Source organism: Hydrogenophaga sp. L76 (assembly GCF_057654755.1).
The window spans coordinates 4,575,134-4,595,222 of the sequence record NZ_CM172807.1 but is presented as its reverse complement, the minus strand read 5'-3'; the positions used below and the strand labels follow the sequence as shown (position 1 = coordinate 4,595,222).

Annotated in this window: 25 protein-coding genes; 5 read left to right on the top strand and 20 right to left on the bottom strand. The window is 63.5% G+C overall.

Going from position 1 to position 20,089, the window contains the following annotated elements; all coding sequences use genetic code 11:
* The first annotated feature begins 28 nt into the window (after positions 1-28).
* Positions 29-1,116 (top strand): IS3 family transposase gene (locus AC23D4_RS22495; RefSeq protein ID WP_472887725.1). Its coding sequence is split into 2 segments (ribosomal slippage): positions 29-281 and positions 281-1,116, totalling 1,089 coding nucleotides; the frame shifts between segments, so codons are not numbered across the junction.
* A gap of 5 nt (positions 1,117-1,121) precedes the next feature.
* On the opposite strand, the gene AC23D4_RS22490 is transcribed toward AC23D4_RS22495, so the two are convergent.
* From AC23D4_RS22490 to AC23D4_RS22450, 9 genes are read right to left on the bottom strand one after another with little or no spacing between them, the layout of a single operon-like run.
* Complete coding sequence (locus AC23D4_RS22490) at positions 1,122-2,054, bottom strand: major capsid protein (protein WP_472887873.1); 933 nt, start codon at positions 2,052-2,054, stop codon at positions 1,122-1,124.
* Between the two features lie 17 nt (positions 2,055-2,071).
* Positions 2,072-2,449, bottom strand: coding sequence for a head decoration protein (locus AC23D4_RS22485; RefSeq protein WP_147073275.1), 378 nt, complete (start codon positions 2,447-2,449; stop codon positions 2,072-2,074).
* Between the two features lie 18 nt (positions 2,450-2,467).
* Positions 2,468-3,703, bottom strand: a complete 1,236-nt coding sequence (locus AC23D4_RS22480; RefSeq protein ID WP_472887872.1) for a S49 family peptidase — start codon at positions 3,701-3,703, stop codon at positions 2,468-2,470.
* Positions 3,704-3,712: 9 nt separating this feature from the next.
* On the bottom strand, positions 3,713-5,224 hold the full coding sequence (locus AC23D4_RS22475) for a phage portal protein (protein WP_472887871.1): 1,512 nt from the start codon (positions 5,222-5,224) through the stop codon (positions 3,713-3,715).
* Entirely contained in the window at positions 5,224-5,445 is a 222-nt protein-coding gene (locus tag AC23D4_RS22470) for a phage head-tail joining protein (RefSeq protein ID WP_472887870.1), read from the bottom strand. The genes AC23D4_RS22475 and AC23D4_RS22470 overlap by 1 nt, the downstream gene beginning before the upstream one ends.
* Positions 5,445-5,837 carry a hypothetical protein gene (locus tag AC23D4_RS22465; protein WP_472887869.1) on the bottom strand — a complete coding sequence of 131 codons (393 nt, stop codon included), beginning with the start codon at positions 5,835-5,837 and terminating at the stop codon, positions 5,445-5,447. The genes AC23D4_RS22470 and AC23D4_RS22465 overlap by 1 nt, the downstream gene beginning before the upstream one ends.
* Positions 5,837-6,328 (bottom strand): hypothetical protein, encoded by a 492-nt coding sequence (locus tag AC23D4_RS22460; RefSeq protein ID WP_147073283.1) that lies wholly within the window; start codon positions 6,326-6,328, stop codon positions 5,837-5,839. The genes AC23D4_RS22465 and AC23D4_RS22460 overlap by 1 nt, the downstream gene beginning before the upstream one ends.
* Before the next feature lie 17 nt (positions 6,329-6,345).
* Positions 6,346-8,313: a phage terminase large subunit family protein gene (locus tag AC23D4_RS22455; protein WP_472887868.1), complete on the bottom strand. Its 1,968-nt coding sequence runs from the start codon at positions 8,311-8,313 to the stop codon at positions 6,346-6,348.
* Positions 8,313-8,852, bottom strand: coding sequence for an elements of external origin (locus tag AC23D4_RS22450; protein WP_472887867.1), 540 nt, complete (start codon positions 8,850-8,852; stop codon positions 8,313-8,315). Before AC23D4_RS22450 ends, AC23D4_RS22455 begins: the two co-directional genes overlap by 1 nt.
* A 117-nt stretch (positions 8,853-8,969) precedes the next feature.
* On the opposite strand from AC23D4_RS22450, the gene AC23D4_RS22445 reads away from it, so the two are divergent.
* The 4 genes from AC23D4_RS22445 to AC23D4_RS22430 all read left to right on the top strand — a co-directional run bounded on the left by AC23D4_RS22445 (position 8,970) and on the right by AC23D4_RS22430 (position 10,646).
* On the top strand, positions 8,970-9,167 hold the full coding sequence (locus tag AC23D4_RS22445) for a DUF6900 domain-containing protein (RefSeq protein ID WP_472887866.1): 198 nt from the start codon (positions 8,970-8,972) through the stop codon (positions 9,165-9,167).
* Positions 9,168-9,265: 98 nt separating this feature from the next.
* Entirely contained in the window at positions 9,266-9,790 is a 525-nt protein-coding gene (locus AC23D4_RS22440) for a DUF3489 domain-containing protein (protein ID WP_472887865.1), read from the top strand.
* Between the two features lie 29 nt (positions 9,791-9,819).
* Positions 9,820-10,179: a hypothetical protein gene (locus tag AC23D4_RS22435; RefSeq protein ID WP_472887864.1), complete on the top strand. Its 360-nt coding sequence runs from the start codon at positions 9,820-9,822 to the stop codon at positions 10,177-10,179.
* A gap of 98 nt (positions 10,180-10,277) precedes the next feature.
* Positions 10,278-10,646 (top strand): hypothetical protein, encoded by a 369-nt coding sequence (locus AC23D4_RS22430; RefSeq protein WP_472887863.1) that lies wholly within the window; start codon positions 10,278-10,280, stop codon positions 10,644-10,646.
* Here AC23D4_RS22430 and AC23D4_RS22425 read toward each other — a convergent pair.
* The 11 genes from AC23D4_RS22425 to AC23D4_RS22375 all read right to left on the bottom strand — a co-directional run bounded on the left by AC23D4_RS22425 (position 10,610) and on the right by AC23D4_RS22375 (position 20,089).
* Positions 10,610-11,881, bottom strand: a complete 1,272-nt coding sequence (locus AC23D4_RS22425; RefSeq protein WP_472887862.1) for a site-specific DNA-methyltransferase — start codon at positions 11,879-11,881, stop codon at positions 10,610-10,612. The genes AC23D4_RS22430 and AC23D4_RS22425 overlap by 37 nt on opposite strands.
* On the bottom strand, positions 11,878-13,287 hold the full coding sequence (locus AC23D4_RS22420; protein ID WP_472887877.1) for a site-specific DNA-methyltransferase: 1,410 nt from the start codon (positions 13,285-13,287) through the stop codon (positions 11,878-11,880). The genes AC23D4_RS22425 and AC23D4_RS22420 overlap by 4 nt, the downstream gene beginning before the upstream one ends.
* Positions 13,288-13,614: 327 nt before the next feature.
* A complete protein-coding gene (locus tag AC23D4_RS22415) occupies positions 13,615-14,031 on the bottom strand; it encodes a DUF6362 family protein (RefSeq protein WP_472887861.1) in 417 nt (138 codons plus the stop codon).
* Positions 14,024-14,233: a hypothetical protein gene (locus AC23D4_RS22410; protein WP_472887860.1), complete on the bottom strand. Its 210-nt coding sequence runs from the start codon at positions 14,231-14,233 to the stop codon at positions 14,024-14,026. The genes AC23D4_RS22415 and AC23D4_RS22410 overlap by 8 nt, the downstream gene beginning before the upstream one ends.
* Before the next feature lies 1 nt (position 14,234).
* Positions 14,235-14,699 (bottom strand): crossover junction endodeoxyribonuclease RuvC, encoded by a 465-nt coding sequence (locus AC23D4_RS22405; RefSeq protein ID WP_472887859.1) that lies wholly within the window; start codon positions 14,697-14,699, stop codon positions 14,235-14,237.
* Positions 14,700-14,827: 128 nt separating this feature from the next.
* Positions 14,828-17,119 carry a phage/plasmid primase, P4 family gene (locus AC23D4_RS22400; protein WP_472887858.1) on the bottom strand — a complete coding sequence of 764 codons (2,292 nt, stop codon included), beginning with the start codon at positions 17,117-17,119 and terminating at the stop codon, positions 14,828-14,830.
* Complete coding sequence (locus AC23D4_RS22395; protein WP_472887857.1) at positions 17,116-17,370, bottom strand: hypothetical protein; 255 nt, start codon at positions 17,368-17,370, stop codon at positions 17,116-17,118. Before AC23D4_RS22395 ends, AC23D4_RS22400 begins: the two co-directional genes overlap by 4 nt.
* On the bottom strand, positions 17,367-18,104 hold the full coding sequence (locus AC23D4_RS22390) for a PD-(D/E)XK nuclease family protein (protein ID WP_024973182.1): 738 nt from the start codon (positions 18,102-18,104) through the stop codon (positions 17,367-17,369). Before AC23D4_RS22390 ends, AC23D4_RS22395 begins: the two co-directional genes overlap by 4 nt.
* Complete coding sequence (locus tag AC23D4_RS22385) at positions 18,101-18,601, bottom strand: DUF6511 domain-containing protein (RefSeq protein ID WP_472887856.1); 501 nt, start codon at positions 18,599-18,601, stop codon at positions 18,101-18,103. Before AC23D4_RS22385 ends, AC23D4_RS22390 begins: the two co-directional genes overlap by 4 nt.
* Positions 18,598-19,452: a P63C domain-containing protein gene (locus AC23D4_RS22380; protein WP_024973180.1), complete on the bottom strand. Its 855-nt coding sequence runs from the start codon at positions 19,450-19,452 to the stop codon at positions 18,598-18,600. The genes AC23D4_RS22385 and AC23D4_RS22380 overlap by 4 nt, the downstream gene beginning before the upstream one ends.
* A 10-nt stretch (positions 19,453-19,462) precedes the next feature.
* Positions 19,463-20,089, bottom strand: a complete 627-nt coding sequence (locus AC23D4_RS22375) for a hypothetical protein (protein ID WP_472887855.1) — start codon at positions 20,087-20,089, stop codon at positions 19,463-19,465.

Sequence of the window (20,089 nt, the reverse complement as noted above, 5' to 3'; positions counted from 1 at the left end):
GTAGAATTTTCCAAGAAGGAAGTTCTACGTGAAGAAGTCGAGATTTACCGACAGCCAGATCATGGCTGCCTTGAAGCGAGTTGAGGCCGGTCTGGCGGTGCCAGAGATCTGCCGGGAGGTGGGGATCAGTACCGCTACTTTTTACAAGTGGCGTGCCAAGTTCGGCGGTATGGACACCTCCATGATGGCCCGCATGAAGGAGCTTGAAGACGAGAACCGGCGCCTCAGGAAGATGTATCTGGAGGAGAAGCTCAAGGCTGAAATCGCCAACGAGTACCTCGCAAAAAAGTAACACGGCCATCTCGTCGGCGCGAGATGGCCAAGGAAGTCGTGCAGCAGCGTGCCGTCGCCATACGAGTCGCCTGTGCGGTGTTCTCGATCAGTGAATCCTGCTACCGCTACGAGTGCAAACAAAACGCCGAGAACGAGGAGATTGCCAACTGGCTGATGCGCCTGACGGACAACCACCGCAACTGGGGATTCGGCCTGTGCTACCTGTACCTGCGCAACGTGAAGAATTTTGGCTGGAACCACAAACGGGTCTACCGCATTTACCGCGAGCTGGAGCTCAACCTGCGCATCAAGCCACGCAAGCGGCTGATGCGGGAGAAGCCGCAACCATTGGCCGTGCCGCAGGCTATCAATCAGGTCTGGTCCATGGACTTCATGCACGACAGGCTGGAGGACGGCAGGAATCTGCGCTTGTTCAACGTGATCGACGACTTCAACCGTGAGGCGCTTGGCATTGAGGTGGACTTCTCGCTGCCCAGTGAGCGGGTGATCCGGGCGCTGAAGCAGATCATTGCCTGGCGAGGCAAGCCGCTGGTGATTCGTTGCGACAACGGGCCGGAGAACATCAGCGGCACCATTCAGAACTGGGCCAGTGAATGGGGCATCCAGATCGAATACATCCAGCCTGGTAAGCCGCAGCAAAACGCCTACGTTGAGCGGTTCAACCGGACGGTGCGATACGAATGGTTATCCCAGTATCACTGGTCAAGCCTTGAAGAGGTTCAGGACTTCGCCACGCAATGGATGTGGTCCTACAATCACGACCGCCCGAACATGGCCCTGGGCGGATTCACCCCAAAGCAGCATCTGGCCATGGCTGCATAACCGTTCTACTTCTGCGGACTGTGGAAATTGGGGGGATTACCTAGCGGCTGGCCCATCGTGTTGACAGTCTCGTTGAAGTCGGCCGGCGCAAAGTAAGTTCCGAAGGTGTCGATGGTGCCCAGAGGGAACGCATGTGCTTCGCCAGCAGCGATGAAGCGACGAACTGTCTTGTTGACATCAGTCGCCTTACCTCGGTACTCCTCGAAAGTGATGCCGCCAAAAGTGAAGCCACGGCGAACATCATTGATAAGGACGGCGCCTTGCTGCCAGTTCGTGAAGGCAGTCTTGACATCCTTGTGGCCGGTCAATGCCTTGAAAAACTCTGGAGAACACAAGCAGTGGACTCCCGTCATGAACTCGCCGAGAAGGGCTTCTTCGATGATGCCCAACACATCAGTGCATTTGGCTTTGACGTCAGTGCCAGTAGTCGGGCTGCTGATTTCGAAGTCCACACTCTGTTGATCGATGCCAAACTCGTCAAACAGGTTGTAGATCCGGCTGCCGTCGGCGTCGAGGATCTCGCCTTTCAACGCCCCCATACGCAAGTGCTCTAGGGTGATGGCGTGCTTGTTGCGCATCGTCTCTAAATGTTGGGCCAGCACTCCGGCAATCGACTCCATTTCGGTTTCGCTGCCAAAAGCACGTAGACCTTGAACCTCTTCGGGCAACACAACGTCGTCGTGCGGGATGTGCGGAACGACGAAGGACCGGACGGTTCGCTTGCCACGCACATTCACTGTTCCCGGAGAGCCTGGCGGCTGGGTCGGAAGGAGGTTCAGAACACCGGCGCGTTCTTCAACAATCACCTGGCGCGTTCGAACCGGCTTGGGCGGAAACAGATTCAACTCCTCCAGGCGTCCGTAGCGGTTGGGGATCAAGTTGATGGCTGCAGTCATTGATGCCATCGAAAATGCTGGACTGATGAATGGGTTTTGCATATTGAGTCTCCTTGGCGTTAGGCGCCGATACGCACCAGGACGCCCAGTGCTTTGAGTTGTTGGATTGCTGCTTGCTGCTCCGCAGTCGTGATGCCGGTGGGCCAATGCAGTGCGTGGTCTGACACGATGGCGTGACGCGCCACCATCAGCCCGTCGTTGCGGTCGGCGAGAGCAGCATCGGCGTCCTGCATCAGCACACCAGCGGAGTACTGGCTTCCATCGGTGGCCGACGGGTCGATCTGCTTGACCTTGCCCGTCGCCGTGATCTGCCCGAGCACCGTACCCAGCGGCAAGGTCTGGCCAGCTGCCACGGTCACGCGGTCGCGCGAATAGAGATTGGGCGCCTCGTACTTCAGGAGGTCGCCGAGGTTGATTGGTTCTTGCATTGCGGGCACGGGATGCTCCTTTTTGGGTTACTTGGTGCCCAGGCGACTTTTGACGGCCTGGATCAGAGGGTTGTGGGGAGAGGCAGGATGGCCAGTGCTACTCGCCGACATGGCCGACTGCGGGTCGATGCGGCTGACGATTTCGGGACTGGCTTCGGCCTGTGTGGCCAGCAACTGGCTGCGTACCGTGGCGGGTGGTGCCTTCGCTTCGAGGAAGCCCGCGATCAGGTCGGTGCGCCCGGCCAGGGTGCAGGTCTGGGCGACTTCAATCGCGTCGGCCACGGTCATGGCGGTGGCGGCCTCCGGTTGAGAAGAACTGCCAGCAGGATCAGCAGCAAGCCGATCAGGAGCAGCGGGGTCGGTTCGATCATTCATTGATGACTCCATCTGGGGGTTGCTAAAAAGACCGGAGTGGCTTGCCGCCAACTTCGGGAGTGGGGAAAGGGATTCGAGGAGCTGGGCGAGCGCGTCGTCGAAGGTGCCGATGGCATCGGCCAGCCCAATGGCAACGGCGGCTTGCCCGAAGAACAGCCCGGCCTCCGTGTCGCGCACGGCAGATGCCTCGATGCCCCGGTTGCGGGCCACCGTCTCGACGAACAGTCCGTAGACGCGATCCACCTCGCCCTTGAGAAAGGCGTGGGCTTCGCTGGAAATCGGCTCGTGCGGGTTGAGATCGTTCTTGCGGTCGCCCGCAAAGACCGCCGTGTAGCGAACGCCGTCCTGGGCATCCCTCTCGGATTGGTCGACGTGCATTGCAATGACGCCAATCGAGCCGACGCCGCCGGTGCGTGAGACGAACACCTTGCTGGCAGCAGACGCCAGTGCGTAGGCCGCTGAAAAGGCCATGTCGTTGGCCACGGCCCAGACCGGCTTCGTCTGGGCAGCCGCACGGATGCGGTCGGCCAGATCGAACACGCCGCCCGACTCGCCACCCGGTGAGTCAACGTCGAGCAGGATGGCGGAGACATCGGGGCTCGCCAGCGCGGCGTCCAACTGCGCGGTCAGCCCTGCGTAGCTGGTCAAGCCGGATTCAGCTTCCAGGCCCACGGTGCGTCGCACCAGCGTGCCGTGGATGGGGATGACTGCGACCTTCGTCGTCTGGGTGGCTGCGGGACGCACGGGCGGCGTGAAGCCCGAGGGTGCAGCCAAGTCAGCCAAGCCGATCCGGGGGCCGAGCACGGCCAGGATCACGTCAAGTTTTGGGCGATGGATCGCCAGCGGCACGCCGTAAAGGCGTGCCGCCAAATGGGGCAACAGGGTCATGGGAATCCTTCAGGCAGGCGATGTGTCGCCGGTTTGCGTGGTGTCTGCAGCGTTCTTGTTAGGCTCGGCGCTTCCTCCGTCCTTGGACGTGCGGCGTGGGTCGGAGTCGAAGATCAACCCGAGGTCGTCGGCCCGCTGGTTATCGGCGGCGATCTCGCGGTCAACGTCCTCGGCGTCGTAGCCAAAAGCGGAAATGGCTTCCGAGCGGCTCATCAGTCCCGCCCGGATGGCCAGCAGCATTGCCTTGAACTCCTTTTCGGGGTCGACCCACTGCCAGCCCTGGGGAATCCACTTCACCTGCAGGTACTGGCGGCGACGGGCTGGGCCGCCACGCGCGAAGCCGGGGGCTTCGATGGCACCGGCGAGTACGGCCTGCTTCATCCACGCGGCCCACACCGGACGGCACATCTGATGCACGAGCACCCCGTGCTGCACCATCTCGCAGCGACGCCGGAACTCCAGCATCCCGGCACGAATGGACGAGTAGTTCACGCCTGTCAGGTCGCCGGTCAACTGCTCGTAGGTGACGCCGATGGCAGCGGCGACCGCGCGGAACTGCGTGCGCAGGAACTCGCCATACGAGCCACCGACGTCGGCTGGGTCGGAGAACTTGATGTCCTCGCCGGGCTCCAATATCTGCAAGGTGCCCGGCTCTAAACCGGCCAGCGCGATGCCATCGCCATCAGCAGCACCTTCGCCCATCAGGTTGTCCTCCGGGTTCTGCCGGGTAACGAACCCAGCGAACATCGCGGCGGTCTTTTTGCGCACCAGTTCTGCGTCGTCGTACTGGTCGAGTTCGTTGAGCTTGACCAGGGCCCGCGACAGCCACGGCTCGCCCCGGATCTGGCCTGGGCGCAGCACGCGGAACAGGTGAATGATCTCCTTGGCATCGATGCGCACCGTGTCCATCCCGCCCTGGCCCGACATCGGAGCCAGCCGACCGTCTTCGGGGTGCGAGCGGTACAGGTGGTAAGCGACGCGACGCCCGAGGCTGTCGAATTCGATGCCAGAGCGCACCACGTTGCCCGAAGGCAGATCGAGGTTGAGGCTGATCGGCAGATGCTCGGGCTCCAGCAACTGAAGCTGCAGAGGAACGACCAGTCCGTCCTCCGGGCGGCGCGGGCGCAGCCGGATCAGGCATTCACCGCCTTCGAGCATCGCGCGACAGGCCAGTGCCTGCAGGCCGTAGAAATCGGTCTGACCTGCGGCGTCGGCTTCCTCTGTCCAGTCACGCCACAGCGCCTGCACGTCGGTCTTGAAGCGCTCGTCTGCAGCCAGACTCTGCGGCTTGATGCCGGTGCCGACCGCGTTGGACACGAAGGCCTCGATACCGGCTTGCGCCCAGGCATTGCGGCGCACGAGGTCGCGGCTCTTGATGCGCAACTCGGTGTTGGTCGCCAGCATCGCGGCAACGGCACCCGGGTTGCCGGGCATCCACGCCAGCGAACGGCGGCCACGGCCAGCCGCTTCGTGGACGGGTGGCTGGCCGAACAGGCTTCGGATCTTCGAGTACCAGGCCATCAGAACCCCTTCGAGGTCGTGACCCGGATCTGGCGCGGCGCACCCGGCCATAGCCCGGTGGCGGCTGCCTGTTCCAGGATGCCGCGCTTGACCTCGCGGATCGCGGCTTTCAGTTCTTCGACCGAGCGGTACTCGACCGTCTTGTCGCCGAAGCTGACGCGGCGTTCGCCCTTGGCGAGCGCGGTCTCCAATGCCTGGAGTTGGACTTCTGTGTAGGCCATCAGCGGTACACCACGAGGTTGATTTCAGAGGAGTCGTCAAACGACGACGCGGCCGTCGCACACGAGACGTCGACGTACTGCGCAGTCTTGAGGTCGGAACTGGCACGCACGATGGCCAAGCGCTGCTGGCCAGTGTTGGTGCTGCTGCGGGCGAGCGCCGTCCAGCAGTAATTCGCATCCGGCATCGCCACAGCGAAATGCACGCGGTACCGGCCAGCCGCCGTGCGAACCACGCTGGCGACGTTGTGGGCGCTGGCGATCACGACCTGACCGCCCACGTAGCCGAAGCTGACCCACACCCGGGCGATCCCAGGATGCGTGGCGTCGATCTTCGTTTTGACCTCGAAGCCGATGCGCGCCGCCAAAGCGGCTATGCTGGAAGCGAGGCTCATCAGGCCAGCGCGCCGTCAAAGATCACGACGAAATCGGTGTCGGTGTTGCCGACATCACTGACAGCGACCGCACCAATGTTGGTACGTGCTTGCAGTTGCTCGGCCACGGTCAGGGTCTGCGCCGCATCGAAGCGGACACGGAGATTGACCGCAGCCAGAATCGCGTCCAGGCCGCTGGTACCGCTCTGCAGCGCCTGCTGGATTTCCACCAGGGTGTCGTAGGCAGCATCGGCTCCGCCCAGGATGTCGGTCTTGAGCGCGTCCAGCAGCGACACGATCTTGTTCGACGAGTAGGTGCTGGTGGTGGCGATCTGGTTGTCATCGATGGCCATCGCGGACAGAACCGCTGCCTTGAGCTCGTTGATGGCGGCGACCAGGCTCGACTTGTCGTTGGTGGACAGGCTGGCCAGACTGCCTGCCGTCGCGCGGACGTCGTTGAACTCCTGGGCAACCCGGATGACCAGGCTCTCGATACGGGTGGCAAGACTCATGAAAACTCCTCTGAAAATCAGGACAACCAGCGGCTCTTGATGACGCGCCGACGTGGTGGGGTTGCAGAAACAGAGAGGCCACCGCGTTGGGTGGCCTCGTCTGGGTCGAATGTTTGAATCGGGGGCGGCTCATCGGGTGGCCGCTCCATCCCGAGTTGGCGCTCCAGTTCACGCCAGTGGCGTTCCTCGAAGCGATCCAGGCCCGCCGCCGATGCGGCCGCCCGGGCGTACACGTAGCAGTCGAGCGCTTCGTTGCGCTCGCGCATCTTTTGCCACTCCCGAATCGGGAAGCCATTGCGGTCGCGGCGGGTGATCAACTGCTCTGCACAGAGCTGCTGGATGAACTCCGCATCGATCTTGGGCAGGTGGACGAACCCCGTCGGGTAGACGGTGGTCACGCCGTCTTCGCTGACGTCCGCGCCCTTGCGCAGGTTGTTGTAGAACTCCAGTTTGGCGATGCCAACCGCCACCGTGAACACCTTGATGCCCCGGCGCAGCTTCTTGCCGCCTTGCGAGACATCGATAGCCGTCGGCGTGCCGATCAGGGCGGCGCCGCGCGGCACCCCCTTGACCGGCATCACGCGCGGGTCGCGGCAGGCACGCACGAAGGCGTAGGCCTCTTGCGTCGCAAAGCCGGTGTCCAGGGCGAAACGGGCCAGCGGCATCACCGCGCCCGAGGCGTGTGTCCAGTTTTCGGCAAGCAACTCGGCGAGTCGCTTCCACACGGCGTCTCGGGCGGTGTCGCCCATCAGCACGCGGTGTTCGACCAGCCAGGACTCCTTGCCGCGCCCGAAGGCCCAGATGGACGCCTCGATGCGATCCTTCTGCACGTCGGCAGCGCCCACCAGGAGCAAACCACCCAGTGGCACCGTGCCAACCCGGTAGTCCTCGCGGCGTTCGACCAGCCGTTGCCAATCTGGCGCTTCGCCTTCCTCAACCCAGGTTTCACCTAGTTCGGTGTTTTTGAAGGTCTTGATGGCGGCCGCCGACCCCGATTCCTTGTTCACAGAGCTTTCCCACGCGGCAGCAATGTCGTGCCAACCGCGCCAGCCAACCGGGCTGTAAAGCGACGACAGGTGAAACCCCGCTGTCTTGCCCGTGCCGTCGCTGATCATCGCGCGCCACTCACCGTGCTCCAGCATCCAGGTCTTGTGGTGCTCGGCAATTGGCTCATCGCAGGACTCGCAGATATAGGCAGCGGTGTCCGGTTGCCCCTTTTCCCATCGCAACTGCTCGAAGCGCAGCCATTGGCGATGCGAGCAGTGCGGACAAGGCACGAAGTAGCGACGTTGGTCACTGGCCTCGTACTCGCGTTCGATGGCGCTCGCCCCCGAGATCGTCGGCGTCGACACGATGAAGATCTTGCGCCGGGCAAAGGTTCGCGTGCGCGCCTCGGCCAGCGAGATCGCATCACCTTCACCCTCGACGTCCAATGGATAGCCGTCTACCTCGTCGAGGAACAAATACCGAACCGGCATCGAGCGCAGTCCGACCGCGCTGTTTGCACCGGTCATCACCAGGACGCCACCCCGGAACTCCTTGGCCAGAATGGTGTTGCCCGAGTCGCGTGACCGTGCTGGGGAGATCAATTCGCTCAGTGCCGCCGACTCCTCGATCAACGGATCGATCCGCTGCTTGGAATTGCGTTTGGCCATATCCACCGTTGGCCACACCGCCATCATCGGCCCCGGTGCGTGGTGAATCACATAGCCAATCCAGTTCGAGCCCATTTCAGTCGCACCGAGCTGTGCGGCTTTCATGAACACCACGCGCTCGACCGGCGAGGTCGGCGACAGGCAGTCCATGATGGCCTTCAGGTACGGCGTGCGGCTGGTGCGCCAGCGCCCAGGCTCAGCGGACGCCTTGCTCGATAGCATCCTGTGGCGATCCGACCATTCAGATACCGAGAGCAGAGGATCAGGTGTCAGCCCTTCACGCCACGCGCGCTCGATTTCGGCAGCGCCTTCGTATTCAACATCCAGCATCAGTCCACCCGGGGCCGCAGTTCGCCCAGTTCCTGCAGGTGCTCACGTATCGCCGCCTCCAGGGCGACGTGCATCGTGTGCGGATCGATATTGAGCTTGGCCGCCATCTGCGCAGAGATGCGCGCGGGCCAGTTCAGCCACGCATCACGCTCGGAGCGCGCCAACTTGAAGACGTGGGCGATGGCCTGCGGCCGATCCACCAACTCGCCCTTTAGTCGGGCCAGACGCACCTTGTTCGTCTGCGCCTTGACGACCTCGTTGACCGTGCGCGCCTGAAGTAAGGACGCGCCGCCAGCGGGTAATGCGGCGGGCCCATCACCGCCAACACCCGTGCCGACTTCCGGCACGACGACCTTTGCGACCTTGGCCCGCGTACCGGTCTTCGGCACATCGGAGTTGCGAGCCCACTCGCGATCAGCACGGTCGGCATCAATGGTGCCGTCAGCCTCCGGCGTGATCCGACCTGCGCGAATTGCCTTGTGAACAGCGGTGTCGGTCACACCACGGTGACGGGCGTAAGCGCGAATCGAAATGCCCATTTTGAGAACCGGTTACCCCTTCAATCATTTTTTCGACATTCACTCGAAATCAGCTTGGCTTCTCTCTGGAACAGCGCGTTCATACGGACGTCATCAACACCATCAAAGGAAGCAGCAATGAGCAAGTTCGAACAACTCCTGACCCAGATCGCACAAAACAAGCTGGGCATCGAAACCCTGGAAACCCGCAAGTCAGACAGCCTCGACTTCCACGACGTGGCGGTCTGGTGCCTGCGCGACGCCCTGGAGGCCGCGTTCAACGCAGGCGTCGAACAAGGCCGCAAGGCGGCGAATTCGGACAAGGCCAACAGCTGATCGAGAACCTTCGAAGCCAAGCAGAAAACGCTTGGCTTCACTCCCGAACAGCGCGTTCATCACGTCACCCCATCAACCCCTTGCACAAGGAGAAGCAAATGACCACCACCCAACTGACACCCGCCCAGCACGCGATCCTCGCCTACGCCCTCGAACACACTGGCGGCAAGATCGATTGGTTCCCCGACAACATCAAAGGCGGCGCACGCAAGAAAGTTCTCGACGGCCTGTTCAACCGCGCCTTGATTACCTCCGACGGCACCCACTGGTTCGTTGCCGCCGAGGGCTACGACGCGATGGGGCGCGCCCGGCCAACGCCTGCGCCAGTGGCCGCAGACCCTGAACTCGACGCAGCCGTGACGGCAGCCGAGGCCACGTGGGCGCAAGAAAAGGCGGCCGCCAAACCTCGCACCCGCGAGAACAGCAAGCAGGCCACGGTGATCCAGATGCTGCAGCGCCCCGAAGGGGCAACGGTGCAGCAGATCTGCCAGACCACCGGCTGGCAGGCGCACACGGTGCGCGGCACCTTTGCCGGGGCCTTCAAGAAGAAGCTCGGCCTGACCATCGTCTCGGACAAGGCTCAAGGTGGCGAGCGGGTCTACCGGATCGCCGCAGAAGCCTGATCGCCACGCCAACACCCAGGAGAACATCCATGAGCACCATGACCATCACCATCGAACGCACGCCTCGCACCCTGCAGTTTGGCGACACCACCTTGCAGGTCGAGGAGTTGAGCGTCCGATTGCCGTTTGCCCGCAAGCCTGCCGACTTGGACGAAGTTGGCGGCCAGGGTCAGACCAAGGTCTACGTCATAGAGACCAAGGAACTCACCGTCGACGAGTTCGATGCCTTTGCCCGCAGCCTGTTGGTATCCCGCGACTGGCTGCGTGGCAAAGGTGGCGGCACCGGCGACGGCTATCTTTGCGTCGAGGTCACCGCACCGGGTCGACCCTACCTTTACGTGAATCCAGAGGGCGGCGACTACGCACGCTATGTGGCCCGTCTCGGGTGATCGAATTAGATTGAGAGAGAGGCCAAGAACAGCTTGGCTTCTCAATCGAACAGCGCGTTACTACGGGTGTCGCAACGATCAACCCCAAGGAGCCAGAGATGAATACCAACCAACAGATCCCCGCCACCCAGAACGAAGCCTGGGGCTTCTGGGGCACGATGAACGAACACGCCAGCGCCGCGTGGCACCTGGCGATGACCGCCATCTCGGACGCCACCAGCCAGCCCCTCGAATCAGTCCGGGTTTTCCTCGACAGCCGCCACGGACGCCACTTTGCGGACGATGTGCAAAACGTGCTGTACCGGGGCCAGACCCTGGCGGACGCGATCAACGCCGCCACCCAACAATGGATGGGCTGGACGATTGGCCGCCAGACCAGCAAGCAGTACGGCATCCCGCGCGGCCTGCCTTACCTGACGGGCTTTGTGATTCACTGCGAGATCGCCGAGGAGTCGCTCGTCGCCTGATCATCGAACAGCGCGCCATCCGACTCGCGGGTGGCTTGCTTGCCAGTCCATTCCTGCCAGCGCCGCACGATCACGTCCGCGTACTTTGGGTCGAGCTCGATCAGCCGTGCCAGCCGCCCTGACTTTTCGGCGGCGATCAGCGTCGTGCCGGAGCCACCGAACGGGTCAAGCACCACGTTTCCAGGGCGACTTGAATTGCGGATCGCGCGTTCGACCAACTCCACCGGCTTCATCGTCGGGTGCAGATCGTTCTTCTGCGGCTTCTTGATGTTCCAGACGTCGCCTTGGTCGCGGTCGCCACACCAGTGACGCTGCGCCCCCTCAGGCCATCCATACAAGATCGGCTCGTACTGGCGCTGGTAGTCGGCGCGGCCCAGCGTGAAAGTGTTCTTGGCCCAGATGATGAAAGTCGACCACTTGCCACCGGCGGCACGGAACGCTGCCTGCAGCACATCCAGCTCGCTGGACGACATCGCCACGTAGATGCCGCCCCGGCAGTTCCCGATGGTCGGCGTCAGCGCAGCCAGCAGGAAGTCGTAGAAGCCGTCGCCGAGGTTGTCGTTCAGGATTGCGCGATCCTTGCCGCGCATCTTGTCCTTGGCGCTGTTGGCGTAGTTGACGTTGTAGGGCGGGTCGGTGAAGACCATGTCGACCGTCTCGCCCTTGAGCAACTGCTGGTAGCTCTGGGCCACGGTGGAGTCCCCGCACAGCAGGCGGTGACCACCCAGCAGCCAGACATCGCCTGGACGCGAAACCGGAGTCTCGCTGACCTCGGGTACCGCATCGTCATCGGTTTCGCCTTCGGCATCCGGCTCGTCGCCCGCCATCAACTCGGCGAGCGCATCGGCATCGAAGCCGGTCAGCGAAACGTCGAAGTCGTCGTCCTGCAAGGCTGCGATCTCGATGCGCAGCATCGCGTCGTCCCAGCCCGCGTTCTCGGCGATGCGGTTGTCCGCGATCACCAGTGCTCGGCGCTGGGTCGCACTCAGATGATCGAGCACCACCACCGGCACCACCGCCAGCCCAAGCTTCTGCGCAGCAGCAAGCCGTCCGTGACCGGCGACGATCACGCCATCGCTGCCCGCCAGGATCGGATTGGTGAATCCGAACTCGGCAATTGACGCGGCGATCTGCGCCACCTGATCGTCCGAGTGAGTACGCGCGTTGCGGGCATAGGGCAGCAGCTTGGCAGTCGGCCACTGTTCGATCTTGTCGGCAAACCAGGAGGCGGTCATTGCTCTACCTCCGTGGTGGCCTGACGTTCATTGACCACCTCGTCGAAGGACTGGCCTGTGGCCAGCAGCGTGACGGGCACGCCGGGGTGGTTCTGCTGGAAGCGCTTGATGGCGACGTCCACGTACTCCGGCGCGATCTCCACGCAGCGGCACACACGACCCGTGCGCTGCGCGGCCAGCATCGTGGTACCGCTGCCGCCAAAAGGTTCGAACACGATGTCGCCTGCGTCCGTATAGGCCTCGATCACGAACTCGGGCAACGCCACCGGGAACACAGCCGGGTGGTCGATGTCCTGACCAATCTTGCCCTTGTGCCGCATCACGCGGATCACCGAGTCGGGAATCCGGGTGTCCTGCGTCGGCTGGCCCTTGTGCGTCCAGCCACCGACTTCGCCGTCCTTGCCGCGCATGGCCGTGGACGACCCGTCGGCGCGCAGGTGCGATTCCTGGCCCGCGTGCTTGCAGGGCACGATCTTGTTGGGCTTGCGACTAGAGCGGTTGAAGTGAAAGACGAACTCGAAACTCGGCGCAAAACGACCAGCCCAGTCTCCGGGCATCCCCGGCCCCTGATCCCAGACGTACCAAGCAAAGCGCCGCCAACCCTGCGTGCGCATCCAGCCCAGCCACGCATCCCAATACGGGATGACTTCGTTGTCGCGGTGGATCAGCCCGAGGTTGACCAGCACCTGCCCGTCGTCGTCCATTGGCACCTTGGCGAACACACCGCGCATCAGGCCATCCCAATCGGTGATGCCGCCGGAGGTGTAGTCGCGCTGGTTGCCGTAAGGCGGTGATGTAAAGCACAGCCGGGCCGCATCACCCTGCATCAGAGTGGCGACCACGGTCGGGTCGGTGGCGTCGCCACAGATCAGACGGTGGGTACCGATGGCCCAGAAATCGCCGGTGCGGGACACCGGCACCACTGGGCTATCCGGCACATCGTCGCCATCGTCCGGCTCGTCGGCATCGGGCTCTTGGTCGGCGGCATCGGAGGCGACTTCGTCAGCGAGCAAGGCCTCGATCTCAGCATCCTCGAAACCGGTCAGTGCAAGGTCGTACCCGGCCTCGGACAGCTCGGCCATTTCCAGCGCCAGCATCTCCTCGTTCCAACCGGCGTCGAGCGCCAGCCGGTTATCGGAGATGACGTAGGCACGCTTCTGGGTGGGTGAGAGGTGCGCCAGTTCGATGACCGGTACCTGATCCAGCCCGAGCTTGCGCGCGGCGGCCAAACGACCGTGGCCCGCGATGATCCCGTTGTCGCCGTCCACCAGCACCGGATTCGTCCAGCCGTACTCGACGATGCTGGCGGCGATCTTGGCCACCTGCTCGTCGGTGTGAGTGCGTGGATTGCGGGCGTAGGGGATCAGCGCCTCGACCTTGCGGTACTCGACGTTAAGCGTGTTCAGAATCGTTTCCTCAAAAAGAAAACCCGCCGACGGAAAACCGTGGGCGGGCTCGTGATGGGTGCGGACTGGTGCGGGTGCAAACTGCAAACCCTGCAAACCTTGGTTTGCAGTCGGACGCTAGGCGAATGCCGCGCTCGCGCCCCCCGCATTGCGATTTGGGAAGGAAGGACCCCTTTTGCCTGGGCCTATTGCCAAGCGCTCGGCCTCAACCGTCACCGCTGTCCAGAAGATAGCCGAAATACTACCCCCGACCGGGCTGTTTTGTTGCAGGGCTGCCGGGCCTCGAAACGGACAAGCAAGGCAAAGAAAGGACAAACGCGGCAAGCGTTACCCTAAATTGCCCACGTTTTTGGAAGGCATCCGCACGCCTTCGTTGTTAAGGTTCGCGGTCACGATCTCCATTGCCCGCTGCCAGCGCCGCCACGCAGTGGTACGGTCGCAGGCGAAGCGGATGGTGATGTCCCTCCAGCCGTAGCGCTTGGCCCGCATCCACACAAGGTGGCGCTGCTCGACCTCCAGCCACTGCACCCAGCGCATCGTCTCCAGCATCCGGTCGATGGCCTCGGGGCTTGGTGGGAAGGGGCGATACACCTTCTCGTCAGCAGCAAAGGCTTCCCACTCCTTGCGGACGAAGGCAGGCCAGCAGTTGAAGTAGCCCTGCACACGTACAGGGGGCAAGCGTCGTCCGGTGGCGGCAGCCTCCACGAAGCGTGCTGCCACGTCGTCGGTTGTCCACTCAGCCATGACGTGTCCCTCCCGGCCCGTACAGGCGTTCACCGATGCGTCGCACGATCTCGCGCTCGATGAAGTCCAGACGGTTGTCGGACGCGTTGACCACCAGGATGTGTTGGTCACGCCATCCACGTTCCTTGATGGCATCCAGATCCGTGGCTTGCGGCTGCAGCCGACCAAGGGAGCAGCGGTATTGGGGTGTCGGAACCTTCACTTCACACCTCCTGCGTATCGATGGCCCAGTGCAGCAGGGCCAGTGCGTCGGCCTCGTTGTCATCGACTGGGGTGTGACCACGTTCGCGGACGGACGTGATCATTTCGTCCTTGCCCGCATTGCCTTTGCCGGTCGCGTGCTTCTTGATCGTGCCGACCGGAACGCCCTGGTACGGAATGTTGTGATGCTCACACCACGCGGTCAGGTGTCCCATGAAGCCGCCGTAGGCGTGCGCTGCGTCCACTCCCGCGTGTCGCCGAACTTCCTCGAAGAACACCGCGTTGATGTGATTGCTGGTCGAGAGCAGTTCGTTGAGCCAGCGCTTGAATCTAAGGAAGCGCATTCCGCCGCCTTCGAATCGCTGCGGCTTGAAGTACTCCGTGCCGCTGGTGATGGTGCCGTCCAGGTGCTGCAGGGCCCACCCGGTGTGTGTGCCCAGATCAAGGGCCAGGATTGTCGTGTTCATCGTATGTACTCCGTGTTGGGTGGGCGAGTGACGGATGCGACGGTTTGTCAGGACAACGCCCTTTACGTGCGCGCACGTGTAGCGCGTCAATCAGGAAACCCGTCAAATCCGTCACTCGACCGGATTGATCAGTCATCGCGGTAGGGGTAGGCGTGGCTGTACGGCTTGGGCCTGAGGGCGATGCCCGCGATGGCGCGAGCCCCTCCGGTCAGCCGACACTTGTCGAACTTGCGAGTCGCCATCAGCTCCGAGAAGCGTTTGACCGAGCCCACGTACTCGCCAGCGCGCTCGGCCCATTCACGCCAATCGGCGAACAGTTCGGAGACGCCTTCGCGGTGCGACTTGGCCAGCAGACAGCGTTCTTCGATCCACTGCCCGAGCGCATCTTCTGCCTCGAAATACTCCTCGGTCGCCGACACCACGCTGGCGGGCGGCTTCAAGCCCTGGCTTTGCCAGCGGCTGCAGCCCTCGACGGCCCACGCCAAAATCCCATCGCGTTCCTTGAGCAGCTTCTCGGTCAGCCTGCCGTCGCGACGCTCGGGCGGGATCGTCACCGTGAACGGGATCAGGTGCAGTCGACGCTTCATCGCCTCGTCGACGTTGCGGATCGACGGCTTGTGATTGCCCGCGATCACCAACTTGAACTGCGGCAGGTACTCGAAGAAGTCCTGGCGCATGAAGCGCGCGGACACCTTGTCGCCACCGGTGATGGCCTTGACCTTGGACTCGTTCCAGCGCCGCCCTTGCTCCGTTTCGATGGATGACACGAATCGTGCACCGCGCAGCCCGGCGAGATCGGTGGGGTGTCGGTCATTGCGCGCCTCCATGAAAGTGTCCATCGGGGCGTTGGCCGCGTAGTCGCCCAGGATGGTGGTTAGCACGTTGACGAACACCGACTTGCCGTTCGCGCCCGTGCCGTACAGGAAGAACAGCGCGTGCTCGCTGGTGACGCCCGTCAGGCAGTAGCCAACCATCAGTTGCAGGTAGGCCATCAGATCGGCATCGCCGCCGGTGACGTCTGTCAGGAACCCTCGCCACGTTGGGCAGGCACTGTCCGGATTGCCCTGCGGAGTAGCCGTGGTCACCTTGGTCATTCGGTCGTCCCGCCGGTGCGGGCGCATCCGGCCGGTGCGTAGATCGACCACGCCACCGGGGGTATTCAGCGCCCACACATCGGCGTCCCATTCCTCGGCGGTGGAAGCGTGCTTCGGGTCAGAGCGCGCGATCTTTTCAACCGACGAAATCGTGGCGGAACTGGCCAGCTTGCCCTTGAGCCTCGGCGTTTCCGCTTTCAGCGAGGCGTTGCGGCAGATGCCCCTGGAAAGATGCGACACGTAGAGCACCTGATCGGGATTCCAGCGCACACCCGTCCAGACCAGCCACTTGCCCCACAGGGCACAGTAGCGCCAGTCTTCGCCATAGCGGCGGGTGAAAGCGCTGGACAGGCCATCCTCGGTCGTCCAATCAATGCCCGTCAGCAAGTCTGGCGAAGGTGCTTCCTCCATCGACCGCATCACCGGCATCCGCTCGCCGACGGCCAGAAAGCCACCGACATCGAAGCCTTCGGGAATGGCGTCGGCGGCGTCCCACCCCTCCGGCTTGTCGTCGGGTGGCATGAGGATGGCGACCGAGGTCGCGCCTGCCTGCAAGATCGCCTGCGACGCGCGGTCGGCGTAGTCCCACCCTGGCGCATCGCGGTCGGGCCAGATCAGCACCGTCTTGCCAGCCAGTGGCGACCAGTCGGTCTTGTCGACCGGGGCATTGGCACCGTGCATGGCGGTGGTGGCCACCACGCCGCTGGCGATCAAGGCCTGCGCGCACTTCTCGCCCTCGACCAGGACGATGTGGCTTGCCGCAGCAAGGCCGGGCTGGTTGAACAGCGGGCGCGGCTCGGGCGGGGCCATCTTGCGGCGCTTCGCGTCCCACGGTCGGAATTCCTTCTTGCCTCCCGGTGGGTCATAGCGATAGACGACGGCGATCAGCTTGCCACCGGCATCGAAGTAGTCCCACTTCGCCGTAGCCGGGCCGAGGTCGTCGACGGGCGCTTCCTTCTTCGCCTTGCGCACTGGCACCGACCGCGACCGCCCGAGCAGATCGGCAGCTTCATTCAGCACGCGAGGGAAATCGGTGTGGACGTTCGCACCGAGATAGGCCGCGATCAGGGCGAAGATGTCGCCGCCATCGCCGGTGGCACGATCCGTCCACAGACCGGCCTTCTCACCTTCCAGCACCACCTCGAGGCTGTCACCTGGACTGCCGAGGATGTCGCCGATCAGGAACTTGCCACGGCGCTTCTTGCCAGCCGGAAACATCGTGGTCAGCACCGACTCCAGACGCGCAAGCAAGTCGGCGCGAATCTCGTCTCGTTCAGATTCCCTGTTGTGCTCCGCAGGTTGGGTTGTGTCGTTGAAGTCGATCATTCGGCTCCCTCGACAGGTGCGTCCGCATCTTGGGAATCACGGCCCTGAACGGCGGTGGTACGCGTGGCCCACGCAGAGAGTTCGGACAGCCGGTAGCGCACCAGACCACCCATCAGGTAGTGCGGAATCCGGTACTTGGTGCGCATCGCGTGGTCGGCGAACCAGTAGTACGGCAGGCGCAACGCGGCGGCCGCCTGCTTGGCATCGATCATCGGCTCGATGCCGGTGGCCGGGGTGTTGTTGTCGGTCATGCTTGTGTTCTCCAGCAGCGGTCTTGCCACGCGCACATCCGGCACTCGAAGTGGGTCGGGTCATTGAAGGCGCGCGGCAGGAGATCTCCCGCTTCGGTCGCCGTGATGACCTTCACCGCCCGATCCGACATTCGCTGGGCCAGGGCTGCGTCAAAGGGCACGGCCTCGGTGTAGATCTCCATCGTGTCGGCGTTGAGCGCCGTGAAGATCGCCGGGTGCTCGTGCAGTTCGAGATAGGCTTGGTAGATCGCCACTTGCGCGGCGTAGACGGGCTTGGCCACGGCGAGCCGGTTCTTCTCCAGCTCGCGCCAGGACTTCATGCCGAGGCACTTGTTTTCCCAGAGCGCCGGGTAGGCAAAGCCCTCCGGGCCATCGACGATGACGCCGTCGATGTGGCCCTGCAGACGGCCATCAGCCACTGAGAAGCCAAACTGCTCGCCATCGGCCCTGCGGGTACGCAAGTCGAAACCGGCGTCGCGCAGCCACGCGACCATGCAGTCCTCCATGACGTGGCCGCGCTCGAAGATGCGCAGCATCCGGCCCGGGGTGTCCCGGCCGTGATCGACGGGAGCCTTGGCGTACTCAAACTGCAGCGCACGCTCGCAGGCAGCGCCCAACCGCGAGGCACCAAGGTACTGGCGCTCGGACTGCTGGGCTCGCGCCCGCTGCATCCCGGCGTCGACCAGCGCAGTGATCTGGCCCGAGATGCTCGAAGTGGAGTTGAAGTCCATCATGGCTTCTTCCCCTTCGGTTCTTCCCAAGGCAGGTCGTCCTCCAGATCCGCGAACGGATTGGCTGCACTCGGTGTCATGGGGTCGGGCGTCGGCGTCATGCCGCGCACGGGCGGGTACTTGCTCGCCTCGTGGTGCTCAACCATCGCCTCGGTGTAGCACGTGACGATGGCGTCGATCACCTGCAGCGCCTCGGCTTCTGAGTAGTTGCCCAGCGGTTTGGTGAAGCCGATCTCGCCTGCCGCCTCGCCGAAGGACTTGAGGCACTTGCGCATTGCGGCCAGCTCGATATCAGAGGGATCGATCATGGCGACCCCCTTGATGTCGCTGCGACCATCCTTGGCGCGCAGCCAGTTGCCGTACATCGCGTGGAACGCGGATTGGCAGCGCTGCGAGCAGAACACCCAGTCGATGGGGTAGCGCCGGGGATCGCCGACACCGTGCCGGTTGTCGGTGTGACCGAATCCCCGGGCCTGTCGTTTGCAGACCCAGCATTTCACGCCCCCTCCTCAAAGTCTTCGGCCAGCAGCGCCAGCTGCAGCGCGCCGCCAGCGAAGGCCGCTTCACAGCGGCGGTCGAAGTCGCGGTAGCAGGTCGAGCTGCGCGCAATGGCGGTGACCGCGTGAATCTGCGTTTCCAGACGGGCGAGGCCCTGATCGGACAGCCACTGGTGGTGCTTCTGCGAGATGCCCTTGCGGGCGCGAATCTCGTCGATCAGCGTGGCGGGCAGCACCGGGCCGTAGACCCAGCGCTGCGTGATCTGACCGACAACGTGGGGCGGGTTCTGGTCGTGGCCCTGGTACTTCCAGCCGAACAGCCGGTAGAGGGCGCGGTAGTAGTCCGGGTGGAAGCGGCGCTCCCACGAAGAGCACGACTGGCGCAGCAGCTTGGAGATCAGTTCCTGCAGCGCGTCAGGCGCGCGGTGGTACTGGTAGCCCGTCGCCTCGTCGATCAGCGCGACCTCGCCGGTGGTGGCCAGCGCGCGCATGATCTTCATGCAATTGGGCACGATGCCCTGGCGGGCCTTGTGCAGCGTGCCGTTGATGGCCGCGCTGACCACCGCCGACGCGACGTCGGCAATGATCCCGGCCGGGAAGAACTGTGCCTGCCGACCTGACGGCAACAGAATCGGCTCACGAGTTTTCTCCAATGCCGACAAGGAGTTAGGAGCGAAGTCGGCAAGAAACCGGGCAAATCGGCCACCCTTGTGCGTCTCGTGGAAACCCAGCAGCTTGGCCAGTTGGCGACGAACGTAGCCACGCTCGCCGCCCTTGAGGACGACGGCCTCGCATTGCAGATCGCCGAAGCGCACGACGCCGTAGTGACTGGCAGTGAGGACGGATGCATTCATAGCCGTCTCCTCACTGAGCCCAGGACGGTTTGCCCGTCACTGGTGCGCGTTGCGGGGTGGGCGCGGAATAGGCCGGGGCCGCCTGCGCGGGAGCGCCGGAGTTGCCACCGCCCGGACTGCCCTTCGTCGGCACACCTTTCAACTTGGCGTAGTCGGGGTGGTCGGGCTCGACTGCCAGCTTGACCACGTTGCGGTCTTGACCCTTGGCGTCCTTCTCGATGTCGACGCGCGCCAAGAACTCCAGACCGTCCAGTTCGGCGAAGCCATTGATGCGGCGCGCGGCGGCGGCCTGTGGGCTGTTGTCTTGCGGGTGGACGTTGCGGGCGCTGTTGAGCGCGGCCCGGATGAAGCTGCGCCCCATCTGGCCCCAGGTCGGGCCTTTCTTGGAGAGCAGGCCGACGTTGCTCCACATCTTGCGCTTGGCATGATCGCCAGCAGTGACCACAAACTCGGCGGCCAGATAGATGGAACCGGTCTCGAACGATTCGGTGGCGTAGCCGCCACCCCAGCCTTGCTCGGGGTCGTCATAGCCACCCGGCTTGATGGTCATTCGCACCGGCACGACGGTGCCCTTGGGGATCAGATCGAAGCCGGATTGCTGAGAGTCGGCGTCGTTGAAGTCATTCCATGCGGTCAT

What these genes read in the sequence shown, in the direction of transcription:
- AC23D4_RS22490 (WP_472887873.1), bottom strand. Translation starts at nt 2,054, where the DNA reads ATGCAAAACCCATTCATCAGTCCAGCATTTTCGATGGCATCAATGACT.
- AC23D4_RS22480 (WP_472887872.1), bottom strand. Translation starts at nt 3,703, where the DNA reads ATGACCCTGTTGCCCCATTTGGCGGCACGCCTTTACGGCGTGCCGCTG.
- AC23D4_RS22475 (WP_472887871.1), bottom strand. Translation starts at nt 5,224, where the DNA reads ATGGCCTGGTACTCGAAGATCCGAAGCCTGTTCGGCCAGCCACCCGTC.
- AC23D4_RS22470 (WP_472887870.1), bottom strand. Translation starts at nt 5,445, where the DNA reads ATGGCCTACACAGAAGTCCAACTCCAGGCATTGGAGACCGCGCTCGCC.
- AC23D4_RS22465 (WP_472887869.1), bottom strand. Translation starts at nt 5,837, where the DNA reads ATGAGCCTCGCTTCCAGCATAGCCGCTTTGGCGGCGCGCATCGGCTTC.
- AC23D4_RS22460 (WP_147073283.1), bottom strand. Translation starts at nt 6,328, where the DNA reads ATGAGTCTTGCCACCCGTATCGAGAGCCTGGTCATCCGGGTTGCCCAG.
- AC23D4_RS22455 (WP_472887868.1), bottom strand. Translation starts at nt 8,313, where the DNA reads ATGCTGGATGTTGAATACGAAGGCGCTGCCGAAATCGAGCGCGCGTGG.
- AC23D4_RS22450 (WP_472887867.1), bottom strand. Translation starts at nt 8,852, where the DNA reads ATGGGCATTTCGATTCGCGCTTACGCCCGTCACCGTGGTGTGACCGAC.
- AC23D4_RS22445 (WP_472887866.1), top strand. Translation starts at nt 8,970, where the DNA reads ATGAGCAAGTTCGAACAACTCCTGACCCAGATCGCACAAAACAAGCTG.
- AC23D4_RS22440 (WP_472887865.1), top strand. Translation starts at nt 9,266, where the DNA reads ATGACCACCACCCAACTGACACCCGCCCAGCACGCGATCCTCGCCTAC.
- AC23D4_RS22435 (WP_472887864.1), top strand. Translation starts at nt 9,820, where the DNA reads ATGAGCACCATGACCATCACCATCGAACGCACGCCTCGCACCCTGCAG.
- AC23D4_RS22430 (WP_472887863.1), top strand. Translation starts at nt 10,278, where the DNA reads ATGAATACCAACCAACAGATCCCCGCCACCCAGAACGAAGCCTGGGGC.
- AC23D4_RS22425 (WP_472887862.1), bottom strand. Translation starts at nt 11,881, where the DNA reads ATGACCGCCTCCTGGTTTGCCGACAAGATCGAACAGTGGCCGACTGCC.
- AC23D4_RS22415 (WP_472887861.1), bottom strand. Translation starts at nt 14,031, where the DNA reads ATGGCTGAGTGGACAACCGACGACGTGGCAGCACGCTTCGTGGAGGCT.
- AC23D4_RS22405 (WP_472887859.1), bottom strand. Translation starts at nt 14,699, where the DNA reads ATGAACACGACAATCCTGGCCCTTGATCTGGGCACACACACCGGGTGG.
- AC23D4_RS22400 (WP_472887858.1), bottom strand. Translation starts at nt 17,119, where the DNA reads ATGATCGACTTCAACGACACAACCCAACCTGCGGAGCACAACAGGGAA.
- AC23D4_RS22395 (WP_472887857.1), bottom strand. Translation starts at nt 17,370, where the DNA reads ATGACCGACAACAACACCCCGGCCACCGGCATCGAGCCGATGATCGAT.
- AC23D4_RS22390 (WP_024973182.1), bottom strand. Translation starts at nt 18,104, where the DNA reads ATGATGGACTTCAACTCCACTTCGAGCATCTCGGGCCAGATCACTGCG.
- AC23D4_RS22380 (WP_024973180.1), bottom strand. Translation starts at nt 19,452, where the DNA reads ATGAATGCATCCGTCCTCACTGCCAGTCACTACGGCGTCGTGCGCTTC.
- AC23D4_RS22375 (WP_472887855.1), bottom strand. Translation starts at nt 20,089, where the DNA reads ATGACCGCATGGAATGACTTCAACGACGCCGACTCTCAGCAATCCGGC.